This window comes from Streptomyces sp. NBC_00620 (assembly GCF_026341825.1).
Lineage (GTDB): Bacteria > Actinomycetota > Actinomycetes > Streptomycetales > Streptomycetaceae > Streptomyces.
The window spans coordinates 151,437-176,321 of sequence record NZ_JAPENY010000001.1; the positions used below are offsets into that span (position 1 = coordinate 151,437).

General features: G+C 70.2%; 24 protein-coding genes. 15 read left to right on the forward strand and 9 right to left on the reverse strand.

Annotation, left to right across the window (positions count from 1 at the left end):
* Positions 1–17: 17 nt before the first annotated feature.
* Positions 18–1,085 (reverse strand): Ku protein, encoded by a 1,068-nt coding sequence (locus tag OG246_RS00675; protein ID WP_266454278.1) that lies wholly within the window; start codon positions 1,083–1,085, stop codon positions 18–20.
* A gap of 61 nt (positions 1,086–1,146) precedes the next feature.
* Between OG246_RS00675 and ligD the strand changes: the two genes are divergently transcribed.
* Together ligD and OG246_RS00685 are read left to right on the forward strand one after the other, a co-directional pair.
* A complete protein-coding gene (gene ligD / locus OG246_RS00680; RefSeq protein ID WP_266454280.1) occupies positions 1,147–2,034 on the forward strand; it encodes a non-homologous end-joining DNA ligase in 888 nt (295 codons plus the stop codon).
* Between the two features lie 276 nt (positions 2,035–2,310).
* On the forward strand, positions 2,311–3,609 hold the full coding sequence (locus OG246_RS00685) for a vanadium-dependent haloperoxidase (RefSeq protein ID WP_266454282.1): 1,299 nt from the start codon (positions 2,311–2,313) through the stop codon (positions 3,607–3,609).
* A gap of 35 nt (positions 3,610–3,644) precedes the next feature.
* Here the strand turns inward: OG246_RS00685 and OG246_RS00690 are convergent, their stop codons facing one another.
* On the reverse strand, positions 3,645–4,448 hold the full coding sequence (locus OG246_RS00690) for a nuclease-related domain-containing protein (protein ID WP_266454283.1): 804 nt from the start codon (positions 4,446–4,448) through the stop codon (positions 3,645–3,647).
* Positions 4,449–4,546: 98 nt separating this feature from the next.
* Between OG246_RS00690 and OG246_RS00695 the strand changes: the two genes are divergently transcribed.
* From OG246_RS00695 to OG246_RS00725, 7 genes are all read left to right on the forward strand, one after another.
* Positions 4,547–5,056, forward strand: a complete 510-nt coding sequence (locus OG246_RS00695; protein ID WP_266454285.1) for a dual specificity protein phosphatase family protein — start codon at positions 4,547–4,549, stop codon at positions 5,054–5,056.
* A gap of 118 nt (positions 5,057–5,174) precedes the next feature.
* Positions 5,175–5,918, forward strand: a complete 744-nt coding sequence (locus OG246_RS00700) for a hypothetical protein (protein ID WP_266454287.1) — start codon at positions 5,175–5,177, stop codon at positions 5,916–5,918.
* The gene (locus tag OG246_RS00705; protein WP_266454289.1) at positions 5,915–7,237 is read left to right on the forward strand and encodes an ATP-binding protein; all 1,323 of its coding nucleotides are present in this window, start codon (positions 5,915–5,917) and stop codon (positions 7,235–7,237) included. Before OG246_RS00700 ends, OG246_RS00705 begins: the two co-directional genes overlap by 4 nt.
* A 112-nt stretch (positions 7,238–7,349) precedes the next feature.
* Entirely contained in the window at positions 7,350–7,883 is a 534-nt protein-coding gene (locus OG246_RS00710) for an SH3 domain-containing protein (RefSeq protein WP_266454291.1), read from the forward strand.
* Positions 7,884–7,972: 89 nt separating this feature from the next.
* Entirely contained in the window at positions 7,973–9,349 is a 1,377-nt protein-coding gene (locus tag OG246_RS00715) for an FtsW/RodA/SpoVE family cell cycle protein (protein ID WP_266454293.1), read from the forward strand.
* Positions 9,350–9,371: 22 nt separating this feature from the next.
* The gene (locus OG246_RS00720; protein ID WP_266454294.1) at positions 9,372–10,829 is read left to right on the forward strand and encodes a penicillin-binding transpeptidase domain-containing protein; all 1,458 of its coding nucleotides are present in this window, start codon (positions 9,372–9,374) and stop codon (positions 10,827–10,829) included.
* Between the two features lie 74 nt (positions 10,830–10,903).
* Positions 10,904–11,362, forward strand: coding sequence for a DUF3291 domain-containing protein (locus tag OG246_RS00725; protein ID WP_266454295.1), 459 nt, complete (start codon positions 10,904–10,906; stop codon positions 11,360–11,362).
* On the opposite strand, the gene OG246_RS00730 is transcribed toward OG246_RS00725, so the two are convergent.
* Positions 11,359–12,276 carry an ADP-ribosylglycohydrolase family protein gene (locus OG246_RS00730; protein WP_266454296.1) on the reverse strand — a complete coding sequence of 306 codons (918 nt, stop codon included), beginning with the start codon at positions 12,274–12,276 and terminating at the stop codon, positions 11,359–11,361. The genes OG246_RS00725 and OG246_RS00730 overlap by 4 nt on opposite strands.
* A gap of 158 nt (positions 12,277–12,434) precedes the next feature.
* Between OG246_RS00730 and OG246_RS00735 the strand changes: the two genes are divergently transcribed.
* The 5 genes from OG246_RS00735 to OG246_RS00755 all read left to right on the forward strand — a co-directional run bounded on the left by OG246_RS00735 (position 12,435) and on the right by OG246_RS00755 (position 16,680).
* Complete coding sequence (locus OG246_RS00735; protein WP_266454298.1) at positions 12,435–13,355, forward strand: diiron oxygenase; 921 nt, start codon at positions 12,435–12,437, stop codon at positions 13,353–13,355.
* Between the two features lie 231 nt (positions 13,356–13,586).
* Positions 13,587–14,312, forward strand: a complete 726-nt coding sequence (locus tag OG246_RS00740; protein ID WP_266454300.1) for a TetR/AcrR family transcriptional regulator — start codon at positions 13,587–13,589, stop codon at positions 14,310–14,312.
* A gap of 133 nt (positions 14,313–14,445) precedes the next feature.
* Entirely contained in the window at positions 14,446–14,751 is a 306-nt protein-coding gene (locus OG246_RS00745) for a hypothetical protein (protein WP_266454303.1), read from the forward strand.
* Positions 14,752–14,853: 102 nt separating this feature from the next.
* Positions 14,854–16,002 carry an NlpC/P60 family protein gene (locus OG246_RS00750; RefSeq protein ID WP_266454305.1) on the forward strand — a complete coding sequence of 383 codons (1,149 nt, stop codon included), beginning with the start codon at positions 14,854–14,856 and terminating at the stop codon, positions 16,000–16,002.
* A gap of 282 nt (positions 16,003–16,284) precedes the next feature.
* Entirely contained in the window at positions 16,285–16,680 is a 396-nt protein-coding gene (locus tag OG246_RS00755; protein WP_266454307.1) for a hypothetical protein, read from the forward strand.
* Between the two features lie 121 nt (positions 16,681–16,801).
* On the opposite strand, the gene OG246_RS00760 is transcribed toward OG246_RS00755, so the two are convergent.
* The 5 genes from OG246_RS00760 to OG246_RS00780 are packed head-to-tail and all read right to left on the reverse strand — an operon-like array spanning position 16,802 to position 22,835.
* Positions 16,802–18,055, reverse strand: coding sequence for a styrene monooxygenase/indole monooxygenase family protein (locus OG246_RS00760; RefSeq protein ID WP_266454310.1), 1,254 nt, complete (start codon positions 18,053–18,055; stop codon positions 16,802–16,804).
* A gap of 14 nt (positions 18,056–18,069) precedes the next feature.
* Positions 18,070–18,741, reverse strand: coding sequence for an ATP/GTP-binding protein (locus OG246_RS00765; protein ID WP_266454313.1), 672 nt, complete (start codon positions 18,739–18,741; stop codon positions 18,070–18,072).
* On the reverse strand, positions 18,722–19,126 hold the full coding sequence (locus OG246_RS00770) for a DUF742 domain-containing protein (RefSeq protein WP_266454316.1): 405 nt from the start codon (positions 19,124–19,126) through the stop codon (positions 18,722–18,724). Before OG246_RS00770 ends, OG246_RS00765 begins: the two co-directional genes overlap by 20 nt.
* Positions 19,123–19,626, reverse strand: a complete 504-nt coding sequence (locus tag OG246_RS00775; protein ID WP_266454319.1) for a roadblock/LC7 domain-containing protein — start codon at positions 19,624–19,626, stop codon at positions 19,123–19,125. Before OG246_RS00775 ends, OG246_RS00770 begins: the two co-directional genes overlap by 4 nt.
* Positions 19,623–22,835 carry a nitrate- and nitrite sensing domain-containing protein gene (locus tag OG246_RS00780; RefSeq protein ID WP_266454322.1) on the reverse strand — a complete coding sequence of 1,071 codons (3,213 nt, stop codon included), beginning with the start codon at positions 22,833–22,835 and terminating at the stop codon, positions 19,623–19,625. The genes OG246_RS00775 and OG246_RS00780 overlap by 4 nt, the downstream gene beginning before the upstream one ends.
* A 368-nt stretch (positions 22,836–23,203) precedes the next feature.
* Between OG246_RS00780 and OG246_RS00785 the strand changes: the two genes are divergently transcribed.
* Positions 23,204–23,992: a protein phosphatase 2C domain-containing protein gene (locus OG246_RS00785; protein WP_266454324.1), complete on the forward strand. Its 789-nt coding sequence runs from the start codon at positions 23,204–23,206 to the stop codon at positions 23,990–23,992.
* 163 nt (positions 23,993–24,155) lie between these two features.
* Here the strand turns inward: OG246_RS00785 and OG246_RS00790 are convergent, their stop codons facing one another.
* On the reverse strand, positions 24,156–24,647 hold the full coding sequence (locus OG246_RS00790; protein ID WP_266454326.1) for a MarR family winged helix-turn-helix transcriptional regulator: 492 nt from the start codon (positions 24,645–24,647) through the stop codon (positions 24,156–24,158).
* Positions 24,648–24,885 lie beyond the last annotated feature (238 nt).

Below are 24,885 nucleotides of genomic sequence, written 5' to 3' on the forward strand. Positions count from 1 at the left end.
GCCCACAACAGGGCGGCTCAGGCCGACGTGCGCTTTCGGGGTGACGTCTTCTTTGCTGCCGCCGCCTTCTTCGCCGCGGTCTTCTTCGTGGCTGCCCGGGCCGTCGTCTTGGAGGCCGGCTTCTTCGCCGTCGTAGCCGTCGTCGCCTTCTTCGCCGTTGTCTTCTTGGCCGCCGTCTTCTTCGCCGTCGACTTCTTTCCGCCGACCTCCTTGGGAGCCGTACGGGCCGACTTGCGAGCGGCCGTACGCGCCGGGAGGCGGGTGACCTCCGCGGCTTCGCCCGTTTCCTCGCCCTCGCCCCGCGATTCCTTGGCCTCGCGCACGCTCTTCTCCAGGGCGGCCATCAGGTCGAGTACCTTGCCGCCGGTCTTCTCACCGGTGGGGGCGGCGGGGGCCTCCACACCGGAGGCCTTGGCGGCGATGAGTTCTTCCAGGGCCTCGCGGTAGTCGTCGTGCAGGTCGGCGAGGTCCACCTCGCCGAGGGTGTCCATCAGGGCGTCCGCCAGGTCCAGTTCCTTGTCGCGGACGGTGACGCTGGTGTCCGGGGCGACGTCCTGGGGGGCGCGGATCTCGTCCGGCCAGAGCAGGCCGTGCATGGCGATGACGTCGTCGACCACGCGCAGCATGCCCAGGCGTTCCCGGCCGCGCAGGGCGAACTTCGCGATGGCGACCTTCTGGCTGCGTTTGAGGGCCTCGCGCAGGAGCGTGTACGGCTTGGCGGCGGGGACGCCGTTCGCGGACAGGTAGTACGCCGTGTCCATCTGGAGCGGGTCGATCCGGTCGGCCGGTACGAAGGCCACGATCTCGATCGTCCTGGCGGTCGGGATGGGCAGCTGGGCCAGATCCTCGTCCGTGATCGGGATCAGCGTGCCGTCCGCGTCCTCGTACGCCTTGCCGATCTCCCCTGTCGTGACCTCGCGGTCCTCCGCCTCGCAGAACTTGCGGTAGCGGATGCGGCCGCCGTCGTCGAGGTGGACCTGGCGGAAGGAGATCGAGTGGCTCTCCGTGGCGTTCACGAGCTTGATCGGGATGCTGACCAGGCCGAAGGAGATGGCGCCGTTCCATATGGATCGCACGTGCAGCACCTTCCACTCGATTGCAGCTGGTTTCAGACAATTTCTTATCGTTTGGTGAGATTGTCATCGTATGACGCCGATCACAGTGGTGGAGGGGCGAAGGCTCGCGCTGAGCAATCTGGAGAAGGTCCTCTATCCGGCGACCGGCTTCACCAAGGGCGAGGTGCTGCACTACTACGCGACGGTCGCCGAGGTTCTGCTGCCTCACCTCAGGGACCGGCCGGTGTCCTTCCTGCGCTATCCGGACGGGCCCGACGGCCAGGTGTTCTTCGCCAAGAACGTGCCGCCGGGTACGCCCGAGTGGGTCACCACCGCCGAGGTGCCGCGGTCGGAGGGGCCGGCTCGGATGGTGCTGGTCCAGGACCTGGCGAGTCTGATGTGGGCGGCGAACCTCGTCACCGAGTTCCACACGCCCCAATGGCTCATCGGGGCGCCGGGGGACGCGGACCGGCTGGTCTTCGACCTCGACCCGGGGGCGCCGGCGACCGTCGTGGAGTGCTGCGAGGTCGCGCTGTGGCTGCGGGAGCGGTTGGCGGCGGACGGGGTCGAGGCGTACGCGAAGACGTCCGGGGCGAAAGGGTTGCATCTGCTGGCGGGGCTGGAGTCGACGCCCTCCGGGCGGGTGACGGAGTACGCCAAGGGGTTGGCCGTGGAGGCGGAGAAGGTGATGCCTCGGCTGGTTGTGCACCGGATGGCGCGGAATCTTCGGGCGGGGAAGGTGTTTGTCGACTGGAGTCAGAACGCTGCGCGGAAGACTACGGCGGCTCCTTACACGCTGCGGGCGCGGGCGGAGCCGACGGTGTCGGCGCCGGTTACCTGGGGGGAGGTCTCGTCTTGCCGGGACGCCTCCCAACTGGTCTTTCAGGCGCCGGACGTCGCTTCGCGGGTGGAGGAGTACGGGGATCTGCTTGCGTCCTTGTTCGACCGGGGGGTCGCTCGGGGGCTGCCGCCGCCGTGAGTGGAAGGCGGTTTTCGCCCCCTCCGCCCCTACCCGTCCCTTGTTCCTGGGGGCTCCGCCCCCAGACCCCCGGTCGCCCGAAGGGCTCGTCCTCAAACGCCGGACGGGCTGAAAGATCTCCCCCGGCCAGGCTGAAAAGTGCAGCCCCGACGGGTGGGTGGGGGATCGGGACGGCACTACCTCGTCCTCAGACGCCCGACGGGCTCAAAGATCTCCCCGGCCGAGCTGAAAGATCTACGCCCGGCCAGGGCGAAAACCCACTGCCAAAGGAGCCGCATGCAAGCGACACCGCCCCCCTCCCGTGCCCTCCCCCGCGCACTCGTCGTCGGGTTCACCGCTCTCGCTCTCGGGGTCTCGTCCTCGCCCTGGGCCTCCACTGCCGCCCCGGTGCGGGCCGCGAGTTCCGATGTGATCCGGGACTGGAGTGAGACCGCTGTCGCCGTGGTCAGTGGGGACGCGCAGCGGCCGACTGCCGAGCCGTTCATCTGGTACGGCTTTGTGTCGGCTGCCGTGTACAACGCGGTGGTGGGTATCGAGGGCCGGTACGCCCAGTACAAGTGGCATGAGCGTGGCCCGCGTACCGCGTCGTCCGCGGCGGCCGCCGCGGCTGCTGCCCGTCGCGTGCTCCTGACGTACTTCCCGAGGTCGCAGGCCAGGATCGACGCCGCCTACACCGCGTCGCTGGAGAAAGTTCCCGACGGGAAACCGGAGGACGAAGGTGTCGCGTTCGGGGAGCGGGCGGCGGCTCGGCTCGTCGAGCTTCGGGAGAACGACGGGCGCGGCGCGACCGTGACGTTCGACAAGCAGCCCGCCCCCGGCGTCTGGCGGCCCACCCTGCCGAACCACACGCCCTTCATCAACCCGTGGATGGCGAAGGTGCGGCCGATGCTCCTCGACTCGCCGGACCAGTTCATGCCGGGACCGCCGCCCGAGCTGACATCCAAGCGCTACGCCAGGGACCTCGCCGAGGTGAAGTCGATGGGCGCGAAGACCAGCACTGTGCGGACGGCGAAGCAGACCGAGACCGCGCTCTTCTTCACCGACCCCCTGCCGCAACAACTCCAGGCCGCCTACCGCGACTACACCGCACGGCACGGGCTGGACATCGTCCAGGCGGCCCGGCTGTTCGCCGCCGCCGGCACGGCCTCCGCCGACGCGACGATCACCACATGGAACTCCAAGTTCACCCACGCCCTTTGGCGCCCCATCACGGCGATCCGACTGGCCGACACCGACGGCAACCCCGCCACCGAGGCCGACCCGTCCTGGCTGCCGCTCGCCAACACGCCTCCGTACCCCGAGTACATGGGCGGCCACTGCGCCAACGACGGTGCCGTCATGAGCGTCCTGGACCGCCTGACCGGCGGTGACATCGACTTGCGGGTCTCATCGGCGGTGACGGGCACCACCCGTACGTACACCGACTCGGCCGACTTCAACCGTGACGTGATCAACGCCCGGGTCTGGGAGGGCATCCACTTCCGGACCGCCGACATCGTGGGCAACCGGGTGGGCAGGCACATCGGGACCTACGCACTCGGCCACTACTTCCAGCCGCTGCATCACAAGCGGTAGGAAGCGAGCCGTAGGAAGCGAGCGGTAGGAAACGCTCACACCCTCGTCCACGTATGCCGATCGCGCGCCATCGCGTGCAGCGCCTCCACGTCCGCCGGTTTGAGGACCCCGCCGAGGCGGGCCAGGCCCGCGAGGTCCGTGTCCTGGAGGACTCGGACCCCGCGGAGCGGCGCCGCGACGTCGAGGTCGGCGGGGCCCGCCACGGCCAGGACGGGGCGCACCTCGGCCGTCAGTGCGTACGAGGCGCGGTCGGCGTCGGCGCGGACTCGGCGGAGCAGGGGGTGCGGTTCGCGGCGGCCGACGGTGACCATCGGGTCGGCCACGAGGACGCGCTGTTTACGGGCGTACAGGGCGCGTACGGAGAAGAGGCCGCCGGGGCCGATGACCAGGTGGTGGAGGCGGTCGCCGCCCGGGAGTGGGAGGGAGTGCAGGGTGTGCCAGCCCGCGCCCTCCAGGTGGTCGAGGGCGTCGCCCGCGGCCTGCTCCGCCGCGAGCGCTCGGCGGCGGGGATCGGGGCGCAGGCGGTGGGCCGGGCCCGGGTCGCGGTCGAGGGCGATCAGCAGCGCCTCGCCTGGGCGGTTCGGCGCCAGGTCGTCGTCCGGGTGCAGGGTGAGGCGGGCCAGCTCAGCCGGGGTGGGGACGGGAGGTGGTCCCACCGTCACCGGGCCGGTCAGGAACGGGCCGAGCGCGTCGAGCACGTCCTCTCTGCGTTCCTCGCTGAGCAGATTGACCCGGGCCGACTCACGGTCGTACCAGGCGACGTTCCTCCCGTCCGTGAAGCAGACGTACAACCGCTCCTGGCCATGTCGCCAGGTCGGTATGACGCGCAGTCCGTTCATGCACCATCACCCCACGACCATGGGAACAGGCGGGGTGCTCCAGGGGCAAGAAGCCGGTTACCTTTGTGAGCAGTTGGGGGAGTTGGTGGGAGGCGTCGTTGCGGACCCGCAGAAGGCCGTCGGATGTGCCGGCTCCGGACAGCCCGTGGAGCGAGATCGTGCCCGGCCTGTGGATGGGCGGGCACGCGTTCACGGGACGCTCCGGAGAGCCGGAGTTCGCCGTCGTACACGATGAGTTCGACCTGGTCCTGACCTTGTTGCGGCTGCCGGGGCACGGGCCGGACCCGGGCGTCGAGCACCATGTGTGGCCGGTCCCCGACGGGCCCCTCGACGGTACGCAGCTGGCGGGCGTCATCCGTCTCGCGCAGGCCGCCGACGACGCGCTGGAGGACGGGCGCCGCGTCCTGGTCCGCTGCTTTCACGGCTACAACCGCTCCGGTCTCGTGGTCGCGCACGCGCTGATGCGCGCGGGACACACCGCAGACGAGGCGATACGGCTGATCCGGACCCGGCGCTCGCCGTGGGCGCTGCACAATGAGCTGTTCGTGGAGTACCTGCGGGCCGGGCTCACCACGGCCAGGCTCCTGGAGGAGCTGGCGGAGCCGTGAGGCTCGCGCGGCCGTTCACCGACCGCACCGGGGTCCAGCCGGCGAACAAAAAGGACTTCCCTACGAATATGGTGTGCGGGGCGAGCCGCTCGCCTCCCGTTTCCCTCGCTGGAGTGCAGTGACCCACAGCCGCCGTGTGCCCAGGGCGATCGCCCTGCTCGCCGCAGTCCCGCTGCTCGCGCTCGCGGGCTGCGGCGACCCGGGCGATCTGCGCGGCGCCGGCGAGACACCCACCGCCGTGGGCCCTTCCCAGCTGTGGCCCACACTGGCACCCGCCACGACGCCCGCGCTCGACTACGGCGAGGCGGACACCGAGGTCGTCAAGGGCATCGCGGTGGAGAACGACGACATCCACGAGCTGGACCCGGTCTCGGTGATCGAGGCGCAGGTCGCCGCCCACCCGGACGAGTACACCGGCCGGACGGCGCTGTACCCGGAGACCGCGGAGCGGCTCGGTGACTGCGGGGGCCCGTCAGGCGCGCGGGGCAAGGGCTGCCCGGTCCTCCAGGCGTACTACCGCGACCTCACCGGCGACGGCAAGGACGACCTGGTGCTCGGCTTCACGGTGCCAGAGGACCAGCTGACCGTGCGTGTCTACACCTTCGAGAAGCACCGTCTTGTCCAGGTCATGAACACCACGGACGCCGTGATCGGCGTCGAGTTCGCGGGCCGCGAGCTGGTCGTCCGGGCCGCGTCCACCCTGCCCGGCTACGAGTACCGCACGGTCTGGTCCTGGGACACGCACCAGCACGCGATGCTGGCGACGCGCGACGAGATCCTGCGGGTCGGCACCTCCACCGGGGCACCCACGCCGTCCAGGTCCCCGGCCGCCACGCCGAGCGCCTCCCCGAGCGCCTCATGAGACTCCCCCTCCGGCGCCTCCCCCAGTGGACCGCCACCCTCACCTGGAAGGCCGCCGCCTTCATCACGGTGATGTGCTGCGGCCTCGCCGCCCTCCTCGGCGTCCTCGTGCACGTCTCGGTGACCAACCAGACCGTCGGTGAGGCGCGCGGCCGCGCACTCGCCCGGCTCACCGAGGTGACGACGGCGTACGAGGCGGGAGACCGGCTTCCGCCGGGCGCGGGCGTCGATCTCCCCGGGCTGCCGGAGCAGTTGCGCGAGCTGGCGGCGGACGGGCAGCGCGGCACGATGGTCAGCAGCGACCAGGACCGGCACCCCACGATGTGGGCGGCCGGGCCGGCCGACGGCGGGCGCGCGCTCGCCGTCAAGTTCGACTACTCGCAGGGCGCGCACGCCATCGAGGCGCTGGACCGGGCGATCGTGTGGTCCTCGGCGCTCGCGATCGGGGCGACTCTCCTTGTGGGGGCGTTCGCGGTGACCCGGGTGACCCGGCGGCTGCACGCGACGGCGCGGGTCGCGCGGCGGATCAGCGCGGGCGACCTGGACGCGCGCGTCAACGACCCGCGTACCGTCGTCGCCCCCCTCGCCTCCGGCTCGGGCCGCCAGGACGAGGTGGCCGCCGTGGCCGCCGCCCTCGACACCATGGCCTCCTCGTTGCAGGGCAAGCTGCTGAGCGAGCAGCGGTTCACCGCGGACGTGGCGCACGAGCTGCGGACCCCGCTGACCGGGTTGCACGCGGCGGCCGAACTGCTGCCGCCGGGGCGCCCGACCGAGCTGGTGCGCGACCGGGTCGCCGCGCTGCGCACGCTCACCGAGGACCTGCTGGAGATCTCCCGCCTCGACGCCCGGAGTGAGCGGCTCGACCTGGACTCGGAGCCGCTGGTTCCGCTGGCCGAGCGGGTGGTGCGGGCGTCGGGGACCGAGACCGAGGTCCGGGTCGTACGGGACACGCGCGTGGAGACCGACCGGCGCCGGCTCGAGCGGGTGCTCGGGAATCTGGTGGCCAACGCGCACAAGCACGGGCGTGGGCCGGTGGTGCTGGCGGTCGACGGTCCGGTCGTCACCGTGCGGGACCACGGCGACGGCTACCCGGACTACCTCGTGGAGCACGGGCCGCAGCGGTTCCGGACCGAGGGCGGTTCGAAGGGGCACGGGCTCGGGCTGACGATCGCCCTCGGCCAGGCGGAGGTCCTTGGCGCGCGGCTGGCGTTCGCCAACGCTCCCGACGGCGGGGCGGTGGCGACCTTGACGCTCCCTCAGTCCGCGCAGCAACCCGGGCCCCCGGGGGCTCCTCACCCCGATGGCCCCGCAGCTCCCTGAAGGCTCCGAGCTCCTCTGGATCCCCGATGGCGCAGTGTGACCTGCGCGCACCCCGGCCCGCTCCTAATGTGGCGATTAGTCAGGTTCGCCCCCTTTTCTGGAGGAGCCCCCCATGTCCCCCAAGCCCCTGCGGTCCACGTACACACGTCTCGCCATAACTCTCGCCGCCGGCAGCCTCATCGCACTCGCCGGCGCCACCCCCGCCCTCGCCGACGACGACTGGGACCCCGGGAGCGGCGACAGCCGCGAGTGGGACAACGGGCGGGACGACGGCGACGGCCCTGACTGGGAAGAGGACGGCAGGGACGACGGGAGGGAAGACGGAAGGGACGACGGCAGGTTCGACGGCAGGGACGACGACGGCCGCGACTCGGAGAACGGTCGCGGCGACAGCCGCGACAACGACCCGCGCCGCTACAAGGGCCGGATCAGCGCCCGCGGCGGACTCGCCCTGCGCACCGCCCCGAACCGTGGCAGCCGGGTGCTCCGCGTCGCGAGGTACGGCGAGATCGTGCACATCTTCTGCAAGACCTCGGGCCAGTCCGTCGACGGCAACCGCCTCTGGTACCAGCTCACCGACGGCACCTGGGCCTGGGGTGCGGCGCGCTACATCGACAACATCGGCCCGGCTCCCCGCTGGTGCTGAGCCAGCAGGTGGTGCGCAAGGTGCACCGGAACAGCCCGTTTATCACTACATAACGGGACATCAGGATCTCCGCTTGCTACGTTCCGGACATGATCAAGGCCGGAATGTCCGGAACGACCGTGGCAGCGGAGCCGCCCACCCCCGCTGTACGCCTGCCCCGGCGCCGTGGCATCGAGTTCACCCTCATCGTCCTCGCCGTTCTGCTCTGCGTGTACGGCTACTGCGCTGTCGGTCTCGCGAAGAACGGCACCGTCCCGCCCGGCGCCGCCGGTTACGGCGCCGGGCTCGGCGTGCTCGCACTCCTTGCCCACTTCGCGGTGCGCTTGAGGGCGCCGTACGCCGATCCGCTGCTGCTGCCCATCGCCGTACTCCTCAACGGCCTGGGCCTGGTGCTGATCTACCGACTCGACCTGGAGACCCCGCGCGACCAGGCCGCCCCCACCCAGCTCATCTGGTCGACGCTCGGCGTCGCGCTCTTCATCGCGGTCGTGCTCTTCCTGCGCGACCACCGCGTCCTGCAGCGCTACACCTACGTCTCCGTCGTCACCGCACTCGTCCTGCTGACGCTGCCGATCTTCTTCCCTGCCGTGAACGGCGCCCGCATCTGGATCCGGATCGCCGGATTCTCCATCCAGCCGGGCGAGTTCGCGAAGGTGCTGCTCGCGCTCTTCTTCGCCGGCTATCTCGCCGCCAACCGCAACGCGCTCGCGTACACCGGCCGCCAGATCTGGCGGTTCAAACGACTCCAGCTCCCCACCGGCCGGGTACTCGGCCCGATCGTCGCGATCTGGCTGCTGAGCGTGGGCGTACTGGTCCTCGAACGGGACCTGGGGACCTCGCTGCTGTTCTTCGGCCTGTTCGTGATCCTGCTGTACGTCGCCACCGGCCGCACCGGCTGGATCGCGGTGGGCCTGCTGCTCGCCGGTGTGGGCGCGGTCGCCGTCGGCCGGCTCGAACCGCACGTCCACAGCCGGGTGCAGGAGTGGCTGCACCCCTTCGCATCGATCGAGGCGGGCGAAGGGCCCAACCAGATCGCCCAGTCCCTCTTCGCGTTCGCCGCCGGCGGGATGCTCGGCACCGGCCTCGGACTCGGCCACTCCATCCTCATCGGCTTCGCCGCCAAGTCGGACTTCATCCTGGCGACGGCGGGCGAGGAACTCGGCCTGATCGGCCTGTCCGCGATCTTCCTGCTGTACGCCCTTCTCGTCGAGCGCGGCTACCGGGCCGGCCTCTCCCTGCGCGACCCCTTCGGGCGGCTCCTCGCCATCGGGCTCGCGTCGATCGTGGCGCTCCAGGTCTTCGTCATCGCGGGCGGGGTGACCGGGCTGATCCCGCTCACCGGAATGGCGATGCCGTTCCTCGCACAGGGCGGGTCCTCGGTCGTCACCAACTGGATCATCGTGGCGCTGCTGATCCGGATCAGCGACTCGGCGCGGAGTCAGTACGACGGGGCGGGGGCGCCGTGAGCCATCGGGAGGTCGTTGCGTTGTGACGCGCTACATCCGTAGAGCTGCCGCCCTGTGCGCGGTGCTGCTGGTCGCTCTGCTTGTCAACGCCACCCGTGTCCAGGTCTTCCAGGCCCGGTCGTACGACGAGAATCCCGCCAACCGCCGCCAGCCGATCGCCCGTTACGGCCAGCCCCGCGGCGACGTCCTCGTCGGCGGCAGGGCGGTCACCGGCTCCAAGGACAGCGGCGAGCAGCTCCGCTACGAACGGACGTACAAGAACGGGCCGTTGTACGCGCCCGTCACCGGCTTCGCCTCGCAGGTGTACGGGACCGCGTTCCTGGAGAACGCCGAGGACGGCATCCTCTCCGGCAGCGACCCGATGCTCGCCCCGCTCCCCCTGTGGAACGACCTCACGCGCGCCCAGAACCCCGGCGGCAAGGTCGTCACCACCCTCGACCCGGCCGCGCAGCAGGCGGCGTACGAGGGGCTCGGCTCGCGGCGGGGTGCGGTGGCCGCGATCGAGCCGTCCACCGGGAAGATCCTCGCGCTGGTCTCGACACCGTCGTACGACCCGGAGGTGCTGTCCGGGACGGGCCCCGCGGTGGCGGAGGCCTGGGCGCGGCTCAACGGGGACGAGAGCAAGCCGATGCTCAACCGGGCGATCCGGCAGACGTATCCGCCGGGGTCGACGTTCAAGGTGGTGACGGCCGCGGCGGCCCTTGACGCGGGCGTGGTGACGGATGTCGACATGCCGACCGACTCTCCGAACCCGTACACGCTGCCCGGTACGACGACCCACCTCACGAACGAGATCGAGGGCTGCGAGAACGCTTCGCTGCGGTATGCCTTCGAGTGGTCCTGCAACACCGTGTTCGCGAAGCTCGGTGTGGATGTGGGGCTGGAGAACATGACGCGGAGTGCGGCGAACTTCGGCTTCAACGACCGGAAGTTGAGGATTCCGTTCGCTGTCGCGCCCAGCAACTTCGATATGCGGCTGGACCGTGCTCAGCTGGCGTTGTCCTCCATCGGGCAGTTCGACACCCGGGCCACGCCCCTTCAGATGGCGATGATCTCGGCGGCCGTGGCGGGTGGCGGGTCCGTCAAGTCGCCCTATCTGGTGGAGAAGACGACGACCCGGGGTGGCGCCACGGTGTCCAGCACCGGGCCCAGGACGCTGCATCAGGCGATGAACCCCTCCACCGCGCTGCGGCTGCGTGAGCTGATGAGGGATGTGGTGACAGAGGGCACCGGTTCGAACGCCGCCATCCCCGGCGCCACCGTCGGGGGCAAGACCGGCACCGCCCAGCACGGCATCGGCAACTCCGGTACGCCGTACGCCTGGTTCATCTCCTGGGCCGAGGCCGACGACTCCATCGGGTCCGCGGTGGCCGTCGCCGTCGTCGTCGAGGACGCGTCGGCCGAGCGGGGGGACATCAGCGGAGGTGGGGATGCGGCGCCCATCGCGAAGGCGGTGATGGAGGCGGCGCTCGGGCTGTGAGCGGGCTGATGGTGATGTCCGGTTGGTGAGAAGGGGGGTGTGGTGGGCTTGCGGGCCGACCTATCGTTCGGTTCATGACTGAACTCGGGTACGAACTCGCCCAGGTGAACATTGGCCGGCTCAAAGCGCCTTTGGATTCCCCTCAGTTGAAGGACTTCGTCGAGGCACTCGACCCCGTGAACGCCGTCGCCGACGCGGCGGACGGGTTCGTCTGGCGGTTGCAGAGCGACTCCGGCGATGCGACGGACCTGGCCGTCTTCGACGACGAATGGCTGATCATCAACATGTCGACCTGGCGGGACACGAACGCCCTGACCGCCTTCATGTACCAGGGGCAGCACCGTGAGCTGCTGGCCCGCCGGCGCGACTGGTTCGAGCGGGTGGAGGAGGCGATGGTCGCCATGTGGTGGGTTCCGGCCGGCCACCGCCCCACGGTGGCGGAGGCCGAGGAGCGCATCCTTCACCTGCGTGAGCATGGGCCCACCGCGTACGCGTTCACCCTGCGGAAGTCGTTCCCTGCCGGGGCCGTCTAGGAAGCTCCGGGTACCTTTTCCCTGCGTTGCAGCCACTCCTCCGGGACGCCGTCCGTCCCTGTGCGCGCGGCCACTATTCCGCCCGTGATCGCGCAGGTCGTGTCGACGTCGCCGAAGCCCTCGGCCGTGCTCCAGAGGGCGGCGGTCAGGTCGGTCGGGTGGCGGGCGGCGCACCAGGCCGCGAAGGGGACCGTGTCGTCGGCTCGGATTCGATGGCCGTTGCCGAGGATGTCGGACGCCTTCCAGGGTTCGGTGGTGAAGGGGAGGTCCGCCGCCCTGGTCAGGCCGTCGCGGACCGCGCTGTCGGGGGTCTTGGACGCGACGGCGGCCAGGTCCAGTTCGCCCCGGGCGGAGAGTGCGGCCGCTACCGCCACGGCTATCGCGCCCGCTATGCCCTCCGGGTGGGCGTGCGTCACCTCGGCGGAGAGTCTCGCCTGCTCGACCACGCGCGGCAGGCTGTCCTGGAACCACGCCCCCAGCGGGGCGACGCGCATCGCCGCGCCGTTGCCCAGGCTGCCTTCGCCGTCGAAGAGATCCCTTGCCAACTCCCGCCAGCGCTCTGGTTCTTGGAGGAGTCGCGGGAGCAGTTCGTGCATCCCGTACCCGTAGCCTCGGGCCTGGTCCGCGTCGTAGCCGAGGGCGAAGGCCTGGGCCAGCTCCGTCCGGCGGATCTCGCCGTGCTCGTCCAGGACCCTGAGCACGCCGAGCGCCATCGCCGTGTCGTCCGTCCAGTGCCACTCCGGTTCCTGGGGTGTGCGCCGGGCGCGGATCTCCTCGTACGCCTGGAAGCGGTCGCGGAAGAGGGGGAACCAGCGCTCGCCGAAGGCGTCGCCTAGGGCCAGGCCCTCCAGGCTGCGGCGGGCCGCGGGGCGGTTCGCTTGGGCGGGGTTGGCGGGCTCGTAGGGCTCGGTCATGGGGTTGATGATGCCGGGTGCGGCTTGGCGGGGGTGGGTTTTATTCGGCGTCGACAAGTCGTGTGGGAGGGATTGACGGGCTTGCTGACACGTTGTCTCATAAAATGTGACCGCCGGTAACTCGCAGGTGTCCGGTACGACTTGGGATGGGGACAGCGATGATCGAAGCCGATGTGCTGCGCGACGCGCTCGGTCTGCTCAAGGACCGGGAGCAGGTGGCCTCGCGGCTGCTCGAATCCTCCGCCAAGCACTCCTTCGACCCGGACGAGGAGTTGGACTGGGACGCGCCGTTCGAGGACGGCAAGTGGTTCTGGCCGCCGGAGTTGGTGTCGCTGTACGGCACTCCGCTGTGGCGGACCATGAGCGAGGAGCAGCGGATCGCTCTGTCGCGGCATGAGGCTGCGGCGCTTGCCTCGTTGGGGATCTGGTTCGAGATCATTCTGATGCAGCTTCTGGTGCGGCACATCTACGACAAAGCCGCGACCAGTGCGCATGTGCGGTATGCGCTGACCGAGATCGAGGACGAGTGCCGGCACTCGAAGATGTTCGCCCGGCTGATTGTCCGGAGTGAGACGCCTTACTACCCGGTGAGCCGGGCGCATTTGAATCTGGGGCGGCTGTTCAAGACCATCTCCACGACTCCGGGGTCCTTTACCGCGACGCTCCTCGGTGAGGAGATTCTTGACTGGATGCAGCGGCTGACCTTTCCGGACGAGCGGGTGCAGACGCTTGTCCGGGGGGTTACTCGGATCCACGTCGTGGAGGAGGCGCGGCATGTGCGGTACGCGCGAGAGGAGCTGCGGCGGCAGATGGTGACGGCGCCCCGGTGGTCCCAGGAGTTCACTCGGGTGACCTCGGGTGAGTTCGCCCGGGTGTTCTCCGTCGCGTTCGTCAATCCCTCGGTCTATACGAACGTCGGGCTCGACAAGCGGGAAGCTCTTGCCCAGGTGAAGGCCAGTGGGCATCGGCGGGATGTGATGCAGACCGGGGCCAAGCGGTTGACCGAGTTCCTGGATGACATCGGGGTGCTTCGGGGGGCCGGGCGGCGGTTGTGGAAGGCGTCGGGGCTGCTGGCCTGACGGGTGCGGCCTTCGGGTGCGTGCCGGTGGCGCCCGGGCGCCGTCGTGGGGCGGGGCCGCGCCGGTACATCCGCCCGCATCCGGACGGATCGACTGTGAGGATGGAAGGTGCCGTCTGCTTTGGATCCGTCCGGATGCGGGCATTTGATGTACCGACACGGCCCCTCGCGTGCTTCGGCGGCTGCGGGGGCGTGGGGGCTTGTGCGGTGGTCCGCCGTTACGCTGCCGGGCATGACCTCTGCGGCTCCTACCCCCGCCTACCGTCGGCTGAGTGTTGAGGAGCGGCGCAGTCAGCTGCTTGAGGCGGCTCTGTCGCTCTTTGCCCAGCGGGCGCCCGAGGAGGTCTCGCTCGATGATGTGGCCGAGGCGGCGGGGGTCTCGCGGCCGCTCGTTTACCGGTACTTTCCGGGCGGGAAGCAGCAGTTGTACGAGGCTGCGCTTCGGTCTGCGGCGGAGGAGTTGGAGCAGTGTTTCGCCGAGCCTCCGGAGGGGGCGCTGACGCAGCGGCTGTCGCGGGCTCTTGACCGGTATCTGGCGTTCGTGGATCAGCACGACGCCGGGTTCAGTGCTTTGCTGCAGGGCGGGAGTGTCGTCGAGACGTCTCGGACCACGGCCATCGTGGACGGGGTGCGGCGGGCTGCCGCCGAGCACATTCTTGATCATCTGGGTGTGCGGGAGCCGGGGCTGAAGCTGCGGATGACCGTACGGATGTGGATCACCGCCGTGGAGGCCGCCTCGCTCATCTGGCTCGACGAGGGCAAGGAACCGCCGCTGGACGAGTTGCGGGACTGGCTCGTCGAGCAGTTCGTGGTGGCGGTCGTGGCCACCGCCGGGCGGGATCCGCAGACCGCCGGTGTGGTGAAGGCCGCGCTCGTGGTGGAGAGTGCGGACGGGGTTGTGGGATCGCTGGGGCGGCGGGTGCTTCCGGTGATCGGGGACGCGGCGCGGCTGCTGTGAGGGGGGCGCGCCGGTGGAAGTGGCGCGCCCGCGAGAGTGGCGCACCCGTGAGAGTGGCGCACCCGTGAGAGTGGCGCACCTGTGAGGGTGGCGTACCCGCTCGCATCGTGGTGGCGTTTGTGACACTGGGGCTGTGAAGAGCGAAGACACTCCCTTTGTTGGTGGGCCTCTGGATGGGCGGGTGCTGCCTGTGCTCCTCGGGGCCACCGGGCATCCGCCGAAGACTTATCGGGTTCCTGTTCCGGACTCGGGTGGCGGGCCACCCACCGTGCTCGTCTACCGGCGGGTGCAGGCCGGGCAGAGCAAACGGCTCGGGCTGCATCAGGGGTGGAAGTATGAATACGACCCCTCGGGGGCTGCGGGGCGCGGGCTGAAGTGGCCCTGGTCTAAAACCGGGCGCAAGCCGGACGCCACGCCGGAGGCCAACGCCGACGAGTGACCTTCTTCGGCCGAACCGACCAGCCGGCGCGCGCCCGGGATGCGCGCGCCCGATCCTGCCGGTGAGAGGTGGACCGACCACCCCCGCACCGGAGGTGATGACGTGTCAGGAAGGCTCCTGCGTCTGGTCTGTACGGCGACCGTGGCTACGGTGACCGCCGGGGTGGTGTTGGTGTTCTCGCCCGGTGCTTCGGCCGTTCCCGCGCCTTCCGAGCCCGGCTCGCGTTCTGTCGCCGAGTTGCTGACGGATCTTCAGCGGCTGTACCGGGAGGCCGAGCAGGCCACCGAGACGTACAACGCCACCGAGGAGCAGCTGAAGAAGAAGCGGGCCGAGGTGGCGGTGGTGGACGGTCGGCTGGCCAAGGCGCGCCTCTCCCTGCATGACAGCCGCGGCGCCGCGGGGCGGCTCGCCCGGCAGCAGTACCAAGGCCGGAGTGAGATCTCCCCGTACGTGCGGCTGCTGCTCGCCCGCGATCCGCAGCACGCCCTCGACCAGGGGCATGTGGTCATGCAGCTGTCGCGCGAGCGGGCCAAGACCGTGGACCGGCTGGTCGGCAACGAGAAGCGGACGGACACGCTGGCCCGGGACGCGCGCAAGGCCCTGGACAGTCAACTCACCCTCGCCGCACGGCAGAAGAAGGAGCGGGACGAGGTGCGCGGGCGGCTGAAGGAGGTCGAGGAGCTGCTTGCCTCACTGACCGTCGATCAGCTCGCGGAGCTGGCCGAGTTCGAGAAGTCGGGGGAGGCCGCGGCCCAGAAGAAGTTCATGGCCTCGGGTGCGCTGAGCGGGGAGCGGCGGCCCTCGCAGGAGGGTGAGGAGGCGCTCCGGTACGCCGTCGAGCAGGTCGGGAAGCCTTATGAGTGGGGGGCGGAGGGGCCGGCCACGTACGACTGCTCGGGGCTCACGTCACAGGCCTGGGAGCATGCCGGGCGACCCATCCCCCGGACCAGTCAGGAGCAGTGGGCCCAGCTGCCGCGCATTCCGCTGAGCGAGCTGCGGCCGGGGGATCTGGTCGTCTACTTCCCCGAGGCCACGCACGTCGCCCTGTATCTGGGGGACGGGGTTGTGGTGCAGGCGCCCCGGCCCGGGACGAAGATCAAGGTCTCGCCCATTGCCGCCAATCCGGTGCTGGGGGCTGTGCGGCCGGATCCGGGATCTGCCCTGCCCAAGGGCCACTACACGCCGCCGAAGCTTCCCGAGGGGGCCATGGAGGGTGAGGATGAGGGCTTCGGCGCACCGGCTCCCCTTTAGGGGCGCCGCGGTGTTTTAGGCGTCAATCACGCACGTTGGGCCAAAAGTGGACACGCCTCCCACCTCTCGCTAGGCTCGATTAACGAACGCCACACCTGAAGAAGTGCTCTCCACACGTAAGGAAGTTGGCGTCGAAAGCCGGATTCGATCGGCTCACCCATGCGGACCCATATGACGGCGTACGTCTGACTGCGCCATTCAGCGCTGCGGTCTGCGTCTTGCACAGTCACGCAATCCGGCACTCTCGACAAAGCCGTCTGAAAATCAGTACGGGAGTCCGAAATGCCGAATTTCAGCAGCACCAAAAGGAAGGCACTCGGCCCCGCCGCGGTCGTGGCCTCGCTGACGCTCGCTGCATCTGTGGCAACCATCGGCACAGCTGACGCCGCCGTGAAAGTAACTGTCACTGGGACCGTGAGCTGCGCCAAATTCGCTGATTCAGTACCGCAGATAGTGACGATAACCCCCAAGAAGGGGACCGCCGACTCGGACGAACTCCTTGGCGAGGATCCGGTCGAAAAGTACACCGTCACTCTCCCAGGCATTCCGAAGAACGGCACGACCGGCACCGCCAAGGTTGTCTGCATAGACGATGAGGGCGACGTGAATACGTACAAGGTCAAGAATGTCCCGATCAAGAAGCCCGCGACCGGCCCCCAGACCGTCAACCTCGCGTAATCCCGCGCTTTCACGAGCATGCTCATCCAGCTTTCACGAGCATGCTCGTCCAAGCGGTGACAAACCGGCAAAGGGCCCCCGGACACAGTGTCCAGGGGCCCTGATCTCGTACTGGGGGCTGTCAGGCTCCGGCGACCGACGCCAGGTAAGCGCCTGTCTTCTCCGGCTCATAGAAGAAGTTCTCGAAATCCGCGGGGTCGTTGAAGCCGTTCGCGAAGCGATCGGCCACCGGCGGGAGTTGGCCTGCCGCGCCGATGAGGTTCAGGACGTGCTCCGGCGGAACGCCGAGCATCGCGTTCGTCCACTTCGTCACGTGCTGCGCCGTGTCCCAGTACCGGTCGAACGTCGCCCGCATCCAGGTCTCGTCGAACTCCTTCTCACCGTGCTCGACGATCGAGGCGAGGTACGCGGCGGCGCACTTGGAGGCCGAGTTGGAGCCCTGGCCGGTGATCGGGTCGTTCGCCACGACCACGTCGGCGACGCCCAGGACCAGGCCGCCGCCGGGGAGCCGGCCGACCGGATTGCGGACGGTGGGGGCGTAACGGCCGGACAACGTGCCCTGCGCGTCGGTCAGTTCGGCCTTAGTCGCTCGCGCGTGCTCCCACGGCGTGAACCGCTCCATGAGTTCCAGGGTCAGGGAGAGGTGTTCGGCCGGGTCCTTGACGCCCTGGAAGGCGTCCAGCGGGCCGCCGGGTATGCCCTCCCAGAAGAGGATGTCGGCACGCCCTGAGGTGGTGAGGGTCGGCATGACGAAGAGTTCACCGACGCCCGGGACCAGGTTGCAGCGGACCGCGTCGTAGTCCGGGTGCTCCGGGCGCGGGCCCAGGCCGTGGACGTACGCCACCGCGAGCGCGCGCTGCGGCTCCGTGTACGGGGAACGGGAGGCGTCCCGGCCGAACATGGACACCAGCTCGCCCTTGCCCGCCGACACCAGGACCAGGTCGTACGTACGGGCGAAGTAGTCGAGGTCGGAGACCGCCGCGCCGTGGATCACCAGCTGGCCGCCGCGCTGCGCGAACGTCTCCATCCAGCCGGCCATCTTCACCCGCTGGTCCACCGACTGCGCGTACCCGTCGAGCTTGCCCACCCAGTCGATCGCACGCTGCGAGGGGCCCGGATCGAAGGAGCCCGGCACAGCCACCGAGACGCCGAGTCCTTCGATCTTCGGGGCCTGGGACTCCCAGAAGTTCAGCTGGAGATCGCGCTCGTGCTGCAGTGCCGTGTCGAACATGCACTGCGTCGACATGACACGGCCGGAGCGGATCTCGTCCGCCGTCCGGTTCGACATCAGGGTGACCTCGTACCCCTGCGACTGGAGGCCGAGGGCGAGTTGGAGTCCGGACTGGCCGGCTCCGACGACGAGTATCTTCCGCATGCGGGTGCTGTCTCCTACTCGGGGCTGACTTCGAGCGCGTGGCCGACCAGGGCGAGGAGGGTCTCGACGACCGAGATCCGGCGGCGCGCGTCCATGATCATGACAGGTATGTGCGGAGGCACCGTGAGGGCCTCGCGCACGTCCTCGGGCTCGTACCGCTCGCTGCCGTCGAAGTGGTTGACCGCGACGACGTACGGCAGTCCGCAGCTCTCGAAGTAGTCGAGCGCCGGGAAGCAGTCCTTGAGGCGGCGGGTGTCGGCGAGGACGACCGCGCCGATCGCGCCGCGCACCAGGTCGTCCCACATGAACCAGAACCGCTGCTGGCCCGGCGTCCCGAAGAGGTACAGGACCAGGTCGTCGTCGAGCGTGATGCGGCCGAAGTCCATGGCCACGGTCGTGGTCAGCTTCTCCGGCGTCCCGGTCAGGTCGTCGGTGTCCGCGCCGGCCTGTGTCATCAGCGCCTCCGTCTGGAGGGGCGTGATCTCGGAGACCGCGGTGACGAGTGTGGTCTTGCCTGCTCCGAAGCCGCCCGCCACCACGATCTTCGTCGCGATCGGGGCGCGGGTGCGGTCCGTCTGCCAGGCCTGGAGGTTCTCGTCCGCCTCGGGGAGCGATGGCGGCGCCGGTACCTGAACTGCGTTGGGGAAGGCGGTTCTTGGCGCGCCCTCAGAGACGACGGAGTCCACTCAGCACCCTTTCCAGCAGAGCGCGGTCCGGCTGTCCCGGGCCGTGACCGGTTCCGTACACACGGATCTTTCCCTGGTCCGCCAGGTCGCTCAGGAGCACGCGGACCACGCCGAGCGGCATCCTGAGGAGGGCGGCGACCTCCGCCACCGTACGCATCCGGCGGCAGAGTTCGACGATCGCCCGCATCTCCGGCATCACCCGGGTTCCGAGCGATCCGTTGGTCAACTCCCGACGTTCCTCCGGGGCTTCGAGCGCCGCGACGAACGTCTCCACGAGCAGCACGTGTCCGAAGCGGGTACGGCCGCCGGTGAGCGAGTAGGGGCGCACGCGGGCGGCTTTGCGGTCGCCGCCGCGGACCGGGAGCTTGGGTGTACCACCGCTCATCGGGCGCTCCCCGTCGACTCTGTCTCCAGCGATTTCCGCAACTCGACGCGGAGTTCGGGGGTCAGGACGTGTCCGGCCCTGCCGACGAAGAGCGCCATGTGGTACGCCACCACGCTCATGTCGCAGTCCGGGGAACCGTGCACACCGAGCAGCGAGCCGTCGCTGATCGACATCACGAACAGGCTGCCCTCGTCCATCGCCACCATCGTCTGCTTGACGGCACCGCCGTCCATCAGCTTGGCGGCGCCGATCGTGAGGCTGCCGATGCCGGAGACGATGGTGGCCAGGTCGGCGGCGGACCCCTTGGGGCCCGTGGGGCGTTCCTCCCTCGCCTCCCGGGCCTCCGCGTTCCTCCCGGGGTCGGAGGAGAGCAGCAGCAGCCCGTCGGAGGAGACGACCGCGACCGAGAGGATGCCGGGCACCTCCTCGACGAGGTTCGTCAACAGCCAGTGCAGGTTTCGGGCTTCACTGCTCAGGCCGAAGGTACTGGGCGCGGTCAACTGCTTGCCTCCTCGACTGTGCCCCCCGATGGTTCTACGTCCTGTGCGTGCGGCCCCGCGCCATGCGCGGGCACGTTCAGCTCCGCGGTCTGGTCGGCGATCTCCGCCTCCACCTCGCGGCGGCCCTCCTGCGCACCCCGGTGGAACCCGCCGAGCCTGCGGCGCAGTGCCTCGGCGTCCACACCGCCCGTGCGTGGCCTCGGGGCCGGCGCGGGCGCGGAGATCTTCGGCGTCCGCTTGGGCAGCCCCTTGTCGGTGACCCGCTCGGGCTCGTCCACGTCCGCGTCAGGGACACGATCGTGGGTGTCGGGGCCGATGGCGTAGGGGTCGGGGGTGGGGGTGGTCTTGGAAGCGGCCGTGGTGGTCTGGGTGGGGAGGGTTACGTGGGGGGTGGGGTACGGGGCGTGGGGTGCCTCTGGCCGGGGGGTGTCCTCCGGTCCGGGGACCGACCCTCGCTGGATGGTCTCCGGTGACTGGGAGGACGTCGTACGGGCCCAGGGGGCATCGCCCGACCCGGCGACAGGCCTGGCTCGGGGGGACTCCTCCGGCTCGGAGACCGAGCGGGGGCGGGAGGCTTCCGGCGACTCGGAGATCGCCGACGACTCGAAGACCGGCTCGGGTGCGGTGGGCGCCACCGACTCGGTGGGTACTGCGGGTCCGGCCTCGGGTGCCCCATCGGGCCCTGCCTCAGCGGCTGTTCCGGTCGGGGCGGCCGGCCCAGGATCCGAGGCCGTCTCGGCGGGCGCTCCAGCCCAGGGCACTCCCCCGGTCTCGACCGGCTCGTCCATCGGGGGTACCGGGGCCAGGAGCTCCATCGTGGTCTCGGGCGTCGGCTCGGGCGTCGGATCCGGCGCGCTGGGCGTCGGGGCGGACTCCTCCGGCGCCTGGGCGTCCTCGCCCGCCTCGGCCTCGCTCACCGTGTCCCCGGCGGCAGCCCCCCGTACCGCTTCCTGCGCCGCCGCGATGAACGGGTCCTCGTCCCCGGCCGGGGGCCGCACCGGGAGCCTCGAACGGCCGTACAGGACGTTGGAGTTGGCCTCGGCGTCCGCGCCGGGGAGGGTGAGTGCGGGGGTGGCCGCGGCGGCCGGGGTGGCGGAGGGTACGGCGGTGGAGGGGGCGGGGGTCAGGAGGGTCCCCGGGAGGACGGCGACGGCCGCGATGCCGCCCTGCTTCTGTTCGCGCAACGTCACGCGTACGCCGTGCCGGTGGGCGAGCCGGGCCACCACGTACAGGCCGAGCCCGAGGCCCTCGCCGCTCTCCTGGTCGTAGGCGTCCTCCGGTTCGAACTCCGCGAGCCGGGAGTTGAGCTCCTTCATCCGCTCCGTGGTCATGCCGATGCCCTCGTCCTGCACGGAGAGCATCACCTCACCGTTCTCCAGGAGCCAGCCGGAGACCTCCACGGACATGTCGGGCGGCGAGAACGACGAGGCGTTCTCCAGGAGTTCGGCCACGAGGTGCGAGATGTCGTCCGCGGCGAACCCGGCAAGGTGCGCGTGCGGCGGCAGCGTGGCGATGCGGACACGTTCGTACCGCTCGATCTCGCTGACCGCGGCGCGTACGACGTCGACGAGCGGGACCGGCCCGGCGTGCTGCTGGCCGTGCTCGGCGCCCGCGAGGACGAGCAGGTTCTCGCTGTGGCGCCGCATGACGGTCGCGAAGTGGTCGAGCTTGAAGAGGGTGGCGAGGCGGTCGGGGTCCTGCTCGCGCTCCTCCAGGCCCTCGATGACGCCGAGTTGACGCTCGACGAGGCCGAGGGTGCGCAGCGCGAGGTTGACGAAGGTGCCGTGGATGCTGCCGCGCACCTGCTCCAAGTGGGCGGCGGCCGCAGCCAGTTCGACGCGGAGCTTGTCGCGCTCGTCGGCCATCAGCTGGCGCTGGCCGATGAGGTGCTTGCGATCGCCTTCGAGGGTGGTGAGCCGCTCGTGCAGGGCGGCGGCGTGCGCGTGCAGCGCGTTCACGGAGCGGACGACCTGGGCGAACTCGTCGTTGCGGCCGGTGAACTTGACCGGCTCCTGCGCACCCGGGTCGGCGGCGAGGCGGGCCGAGCCGAGCCGCAGGACGGCCAGCGGACGGGTGAGGCTGCGGGCCATGGCCATCGAGACGCCGACCGCGACGAGCAGCAGGGTGCCGATGATCGCGATGCGGATCTCCAGCGCGGTGACGTCCTCGTCCCGCAGCGCTTCGAGGTCCTTGATGCGATGGCTGTTGAGGGAGGCCTCGGCGCCGCGCATCAGGTCGACGCGGGCGGAGAGCGCCGCGTCCAGCTTCTTGGTACTGGTGTCGAGTTCGGCGTCGGAGATCGTCGGCTGGTCGGTGAGGCCCGAGAGGTACTTGTCGGCGTTGGTGACGTCGGGCCCCGTGACCGTGGAGTCGTACGAGCTCTTGTCGGCCTTGGGCGCCCGCTCGCGGAACTCGGCGAGGGCCGCGTCCGAGCGGAGGCGGGCCTGCTGGGCGGCGGCACTGAGGGCGTCGCGCTGCTTGGTTTCGGCCTCCGAGGAGACGCTGGTGGTGGTCGACAGGCCGGTGTACGGGTCGACGGTGGTCTGCGTGGTGCGCGGGATGCTGAGCGCCGCGAGGAGCAGTCCGCGGGCGGCGGCGGACTGCTGGACTGCGGTGTCCAGTTCGGCGAGGGAGTGCGCGCCGGAGCCCGCTCGGGGCGGCAGTTTCTCGGCCAGGTCCTCGGCGAGGGCGTGCAGTTCGGTGATTGCGTCGGAGTACGACCGGTGCGCTTCGAGAGCGGTGCTCTTGCCTGTGAGCGCTGCTCTCCGTAGCGAGGCGATCGTGTCGAGGTCCGTGAGGAGGGCGGCGGGGGCGTCCTCGTCCGCCCGCAACTCCTCGACCTGGCGGTCGACCCGGGCGCCGCGCTGCTCCGAGGGCGCCTTGTCCTTCGGGCGGCCCGCGGCGATGTACGAGGTGACCTCGTCGCGCTCGTCGGCCAGCGAGTGCGCGAGGGTCAGCGCCTGCTGGGTGCGCTGCGCGAGCGTCACCAGGTTCTGGGAGTCGTTCAGCTGACCCGAGGCGGTCAGGATCGTGGGGGCGCCCGCGCCGGCGATGGCTGCCGCGACGACCGCAACGGCGACGATCAGCCGGTTACGTACGTGGGCGGTCCGGCCCCTGCCCGCCGAGTCGGCGGTGTCGCCGGTGGCGCCACCCCCGGTCGAGCTGGAGGCCGTCTGCTTGCCTGTGCGCCTCGGCCGCGTCTTCTGCACCGGTGCTCGCATTCCTGACTCGTGTACCCATGGGCCCGGGTGACGTTCCGTCAACTAGGGCGTTCGCCCAGTACGGCTCCCGACCCTCCCAGTGCCGGTGGGCAGTGGTCCCGCATCATCTGGCCCGCCACCCGAAGGAGTGAACATCGGACGGGAGTTGGCGGGCAAGTCCCTCTGGCCTGTGCGGTTCGTCCGCACGGCGGGCCGGTTGGACGTGAGCGACGGGCTTTGGCAGTATTCGCCGCCACGCTTCGCCGGAGTCGATCATTCCATGCCAAACCCGGCGGCTGAGCTGCCGGTCCGCGCCCATCCGGCGGTCGATGCCAGCCTCTCGTGGACCTTGTGAAGGGCTCGTGCAGACTGGCCGGATGCGTACCGAACTCGTCTCGGAACCCGGCGGCCCGGCCCGCCCCAATGAGGACTTCGCATCGGTCGGACTTCCCGCCTCAGGACAGGGGGGCGCACTGGTCGTCCTGGACGGGGTGACACCCCCCGAGGGGGGCGACGGATGCGTGCATTCCGTCGCCTGGTTCTCCGCCCGTCTCGGCGGAGCACTGACCGAACTGTCCCTTTCCCACCGGGATCTGACGCTGCGGGAGGTCCTCTCCCGCTCGATTTCGCGCACCGCCGAGGCCCACGCCGAAACCTGTGACCTTTCTCACCCGCGCACACCTCAGGCAACCGTCGTCCTCGCCCGCTGGTCCGCCGCCGAGGTCGAATATCTGGTCCTGTCGGATTCGGCACTGCTCCTCGAGTCCCCCGACGGTTCCGTCACCCCGCTCCTCGACGACCGCCTCTCCCACGTCCCCCGCGCGACCCTCACCTCCGCCGCCCTCACCGACTCGACCCTCCGCAACCAGGAGGGCGGCTTCTTCACGGCCGCCGCGGATCCCTCGGTGGCGTCGCGCGCGGTGACGGGGACGGTGCCGCGATCGTCCGTCCGGGCGCTGGCCGCCCTGACCGACGGTGCCACCCGGTGGGTGGAGAAGTTCCAGGAGGGGGACTGGGCGGGCCTGTTCACCGTCGTACGGAAGGAAGGGGCTCAGGCGCTGGTGGATCGCGTACGGGCGCTGGAGGCGGCGGACGCGGAGCGGCGGGTGCGTCTGGGGCGGAGCAAGACGCATGACGACGCGACGGTGGTGTTCGTGGAGTGGTGAGCCGGCGCCGCTTCGTGCGAGCGCGCTTCTCCGAGTGGTCGGCCGCTCCTCCGCGTGAGGGGCAGCCCGCCGTTTCGCGGCGGTGTTCGCCCGCCCGCTCCGCCACCCGTTTCCAGTCGGATGGAAGGTGACCCGACAAGCGTTCGCCCCTCCGCGCGGTCCGCTACTTCTCCATCCCGCTGTTCAGCTGATGCAGCAACCGCGCCAGTTCCGCGACCTCCCGCGGGTCCCAGCCCCCCAGTTGCCGCACATAACGCGCCCGACGCGCCTCCCGCACCGTGCTGAAACGCGTCCGGCCCTCCTCCGTGAGGTGGACGAGCCAGGCGCGGCCGTCGGCGGGGTCGGGCTCGCGGGCGACGAGGCCGAGGTCCTCCAGGGCCCGGAGCTGGCGGGACATGGTGGCCTTGCCGACGCCGATGTAGGCGGCGAGTTCCGTGGCGCGCTGGCGGCCGCACTCCTCCAGGCGGAAGAGGAGGCCGTACGCGGAGGACTCCAGGTCGGGATGGACCTCACGGGCCATCTCGCCGGAGGAGGCCCGGGCGCGCCGCAGGAACACCGTCAACTCGCGTTCCAGTGCGGGGAATTCCTGGTCCACACCACTTCCGGACGCCGTGGGTTCGACACGACGTCCGTCGCCGTTCGGGTCCTCGTGCACGTCAGCACCCCTGACTCGGTTTCCGGATCCTGAAAGTTTCTGCCAAGAGGCGCTATCGCCGCAGCTCCGCCAGTATTTCGCAGGCGTAGACCAACGGCAGCGTCCGGGCCCTCTTCCCGCGTGGTCCGCCACCTGCGTAGCTTCAATGGCAGGCAGTTTCTGGCATGACCACAGCAGAAGATGCCACAGCAGGAATTTCCCGGCATGGCCGGCCACGCCACCGGCAAGTCGATGAGGA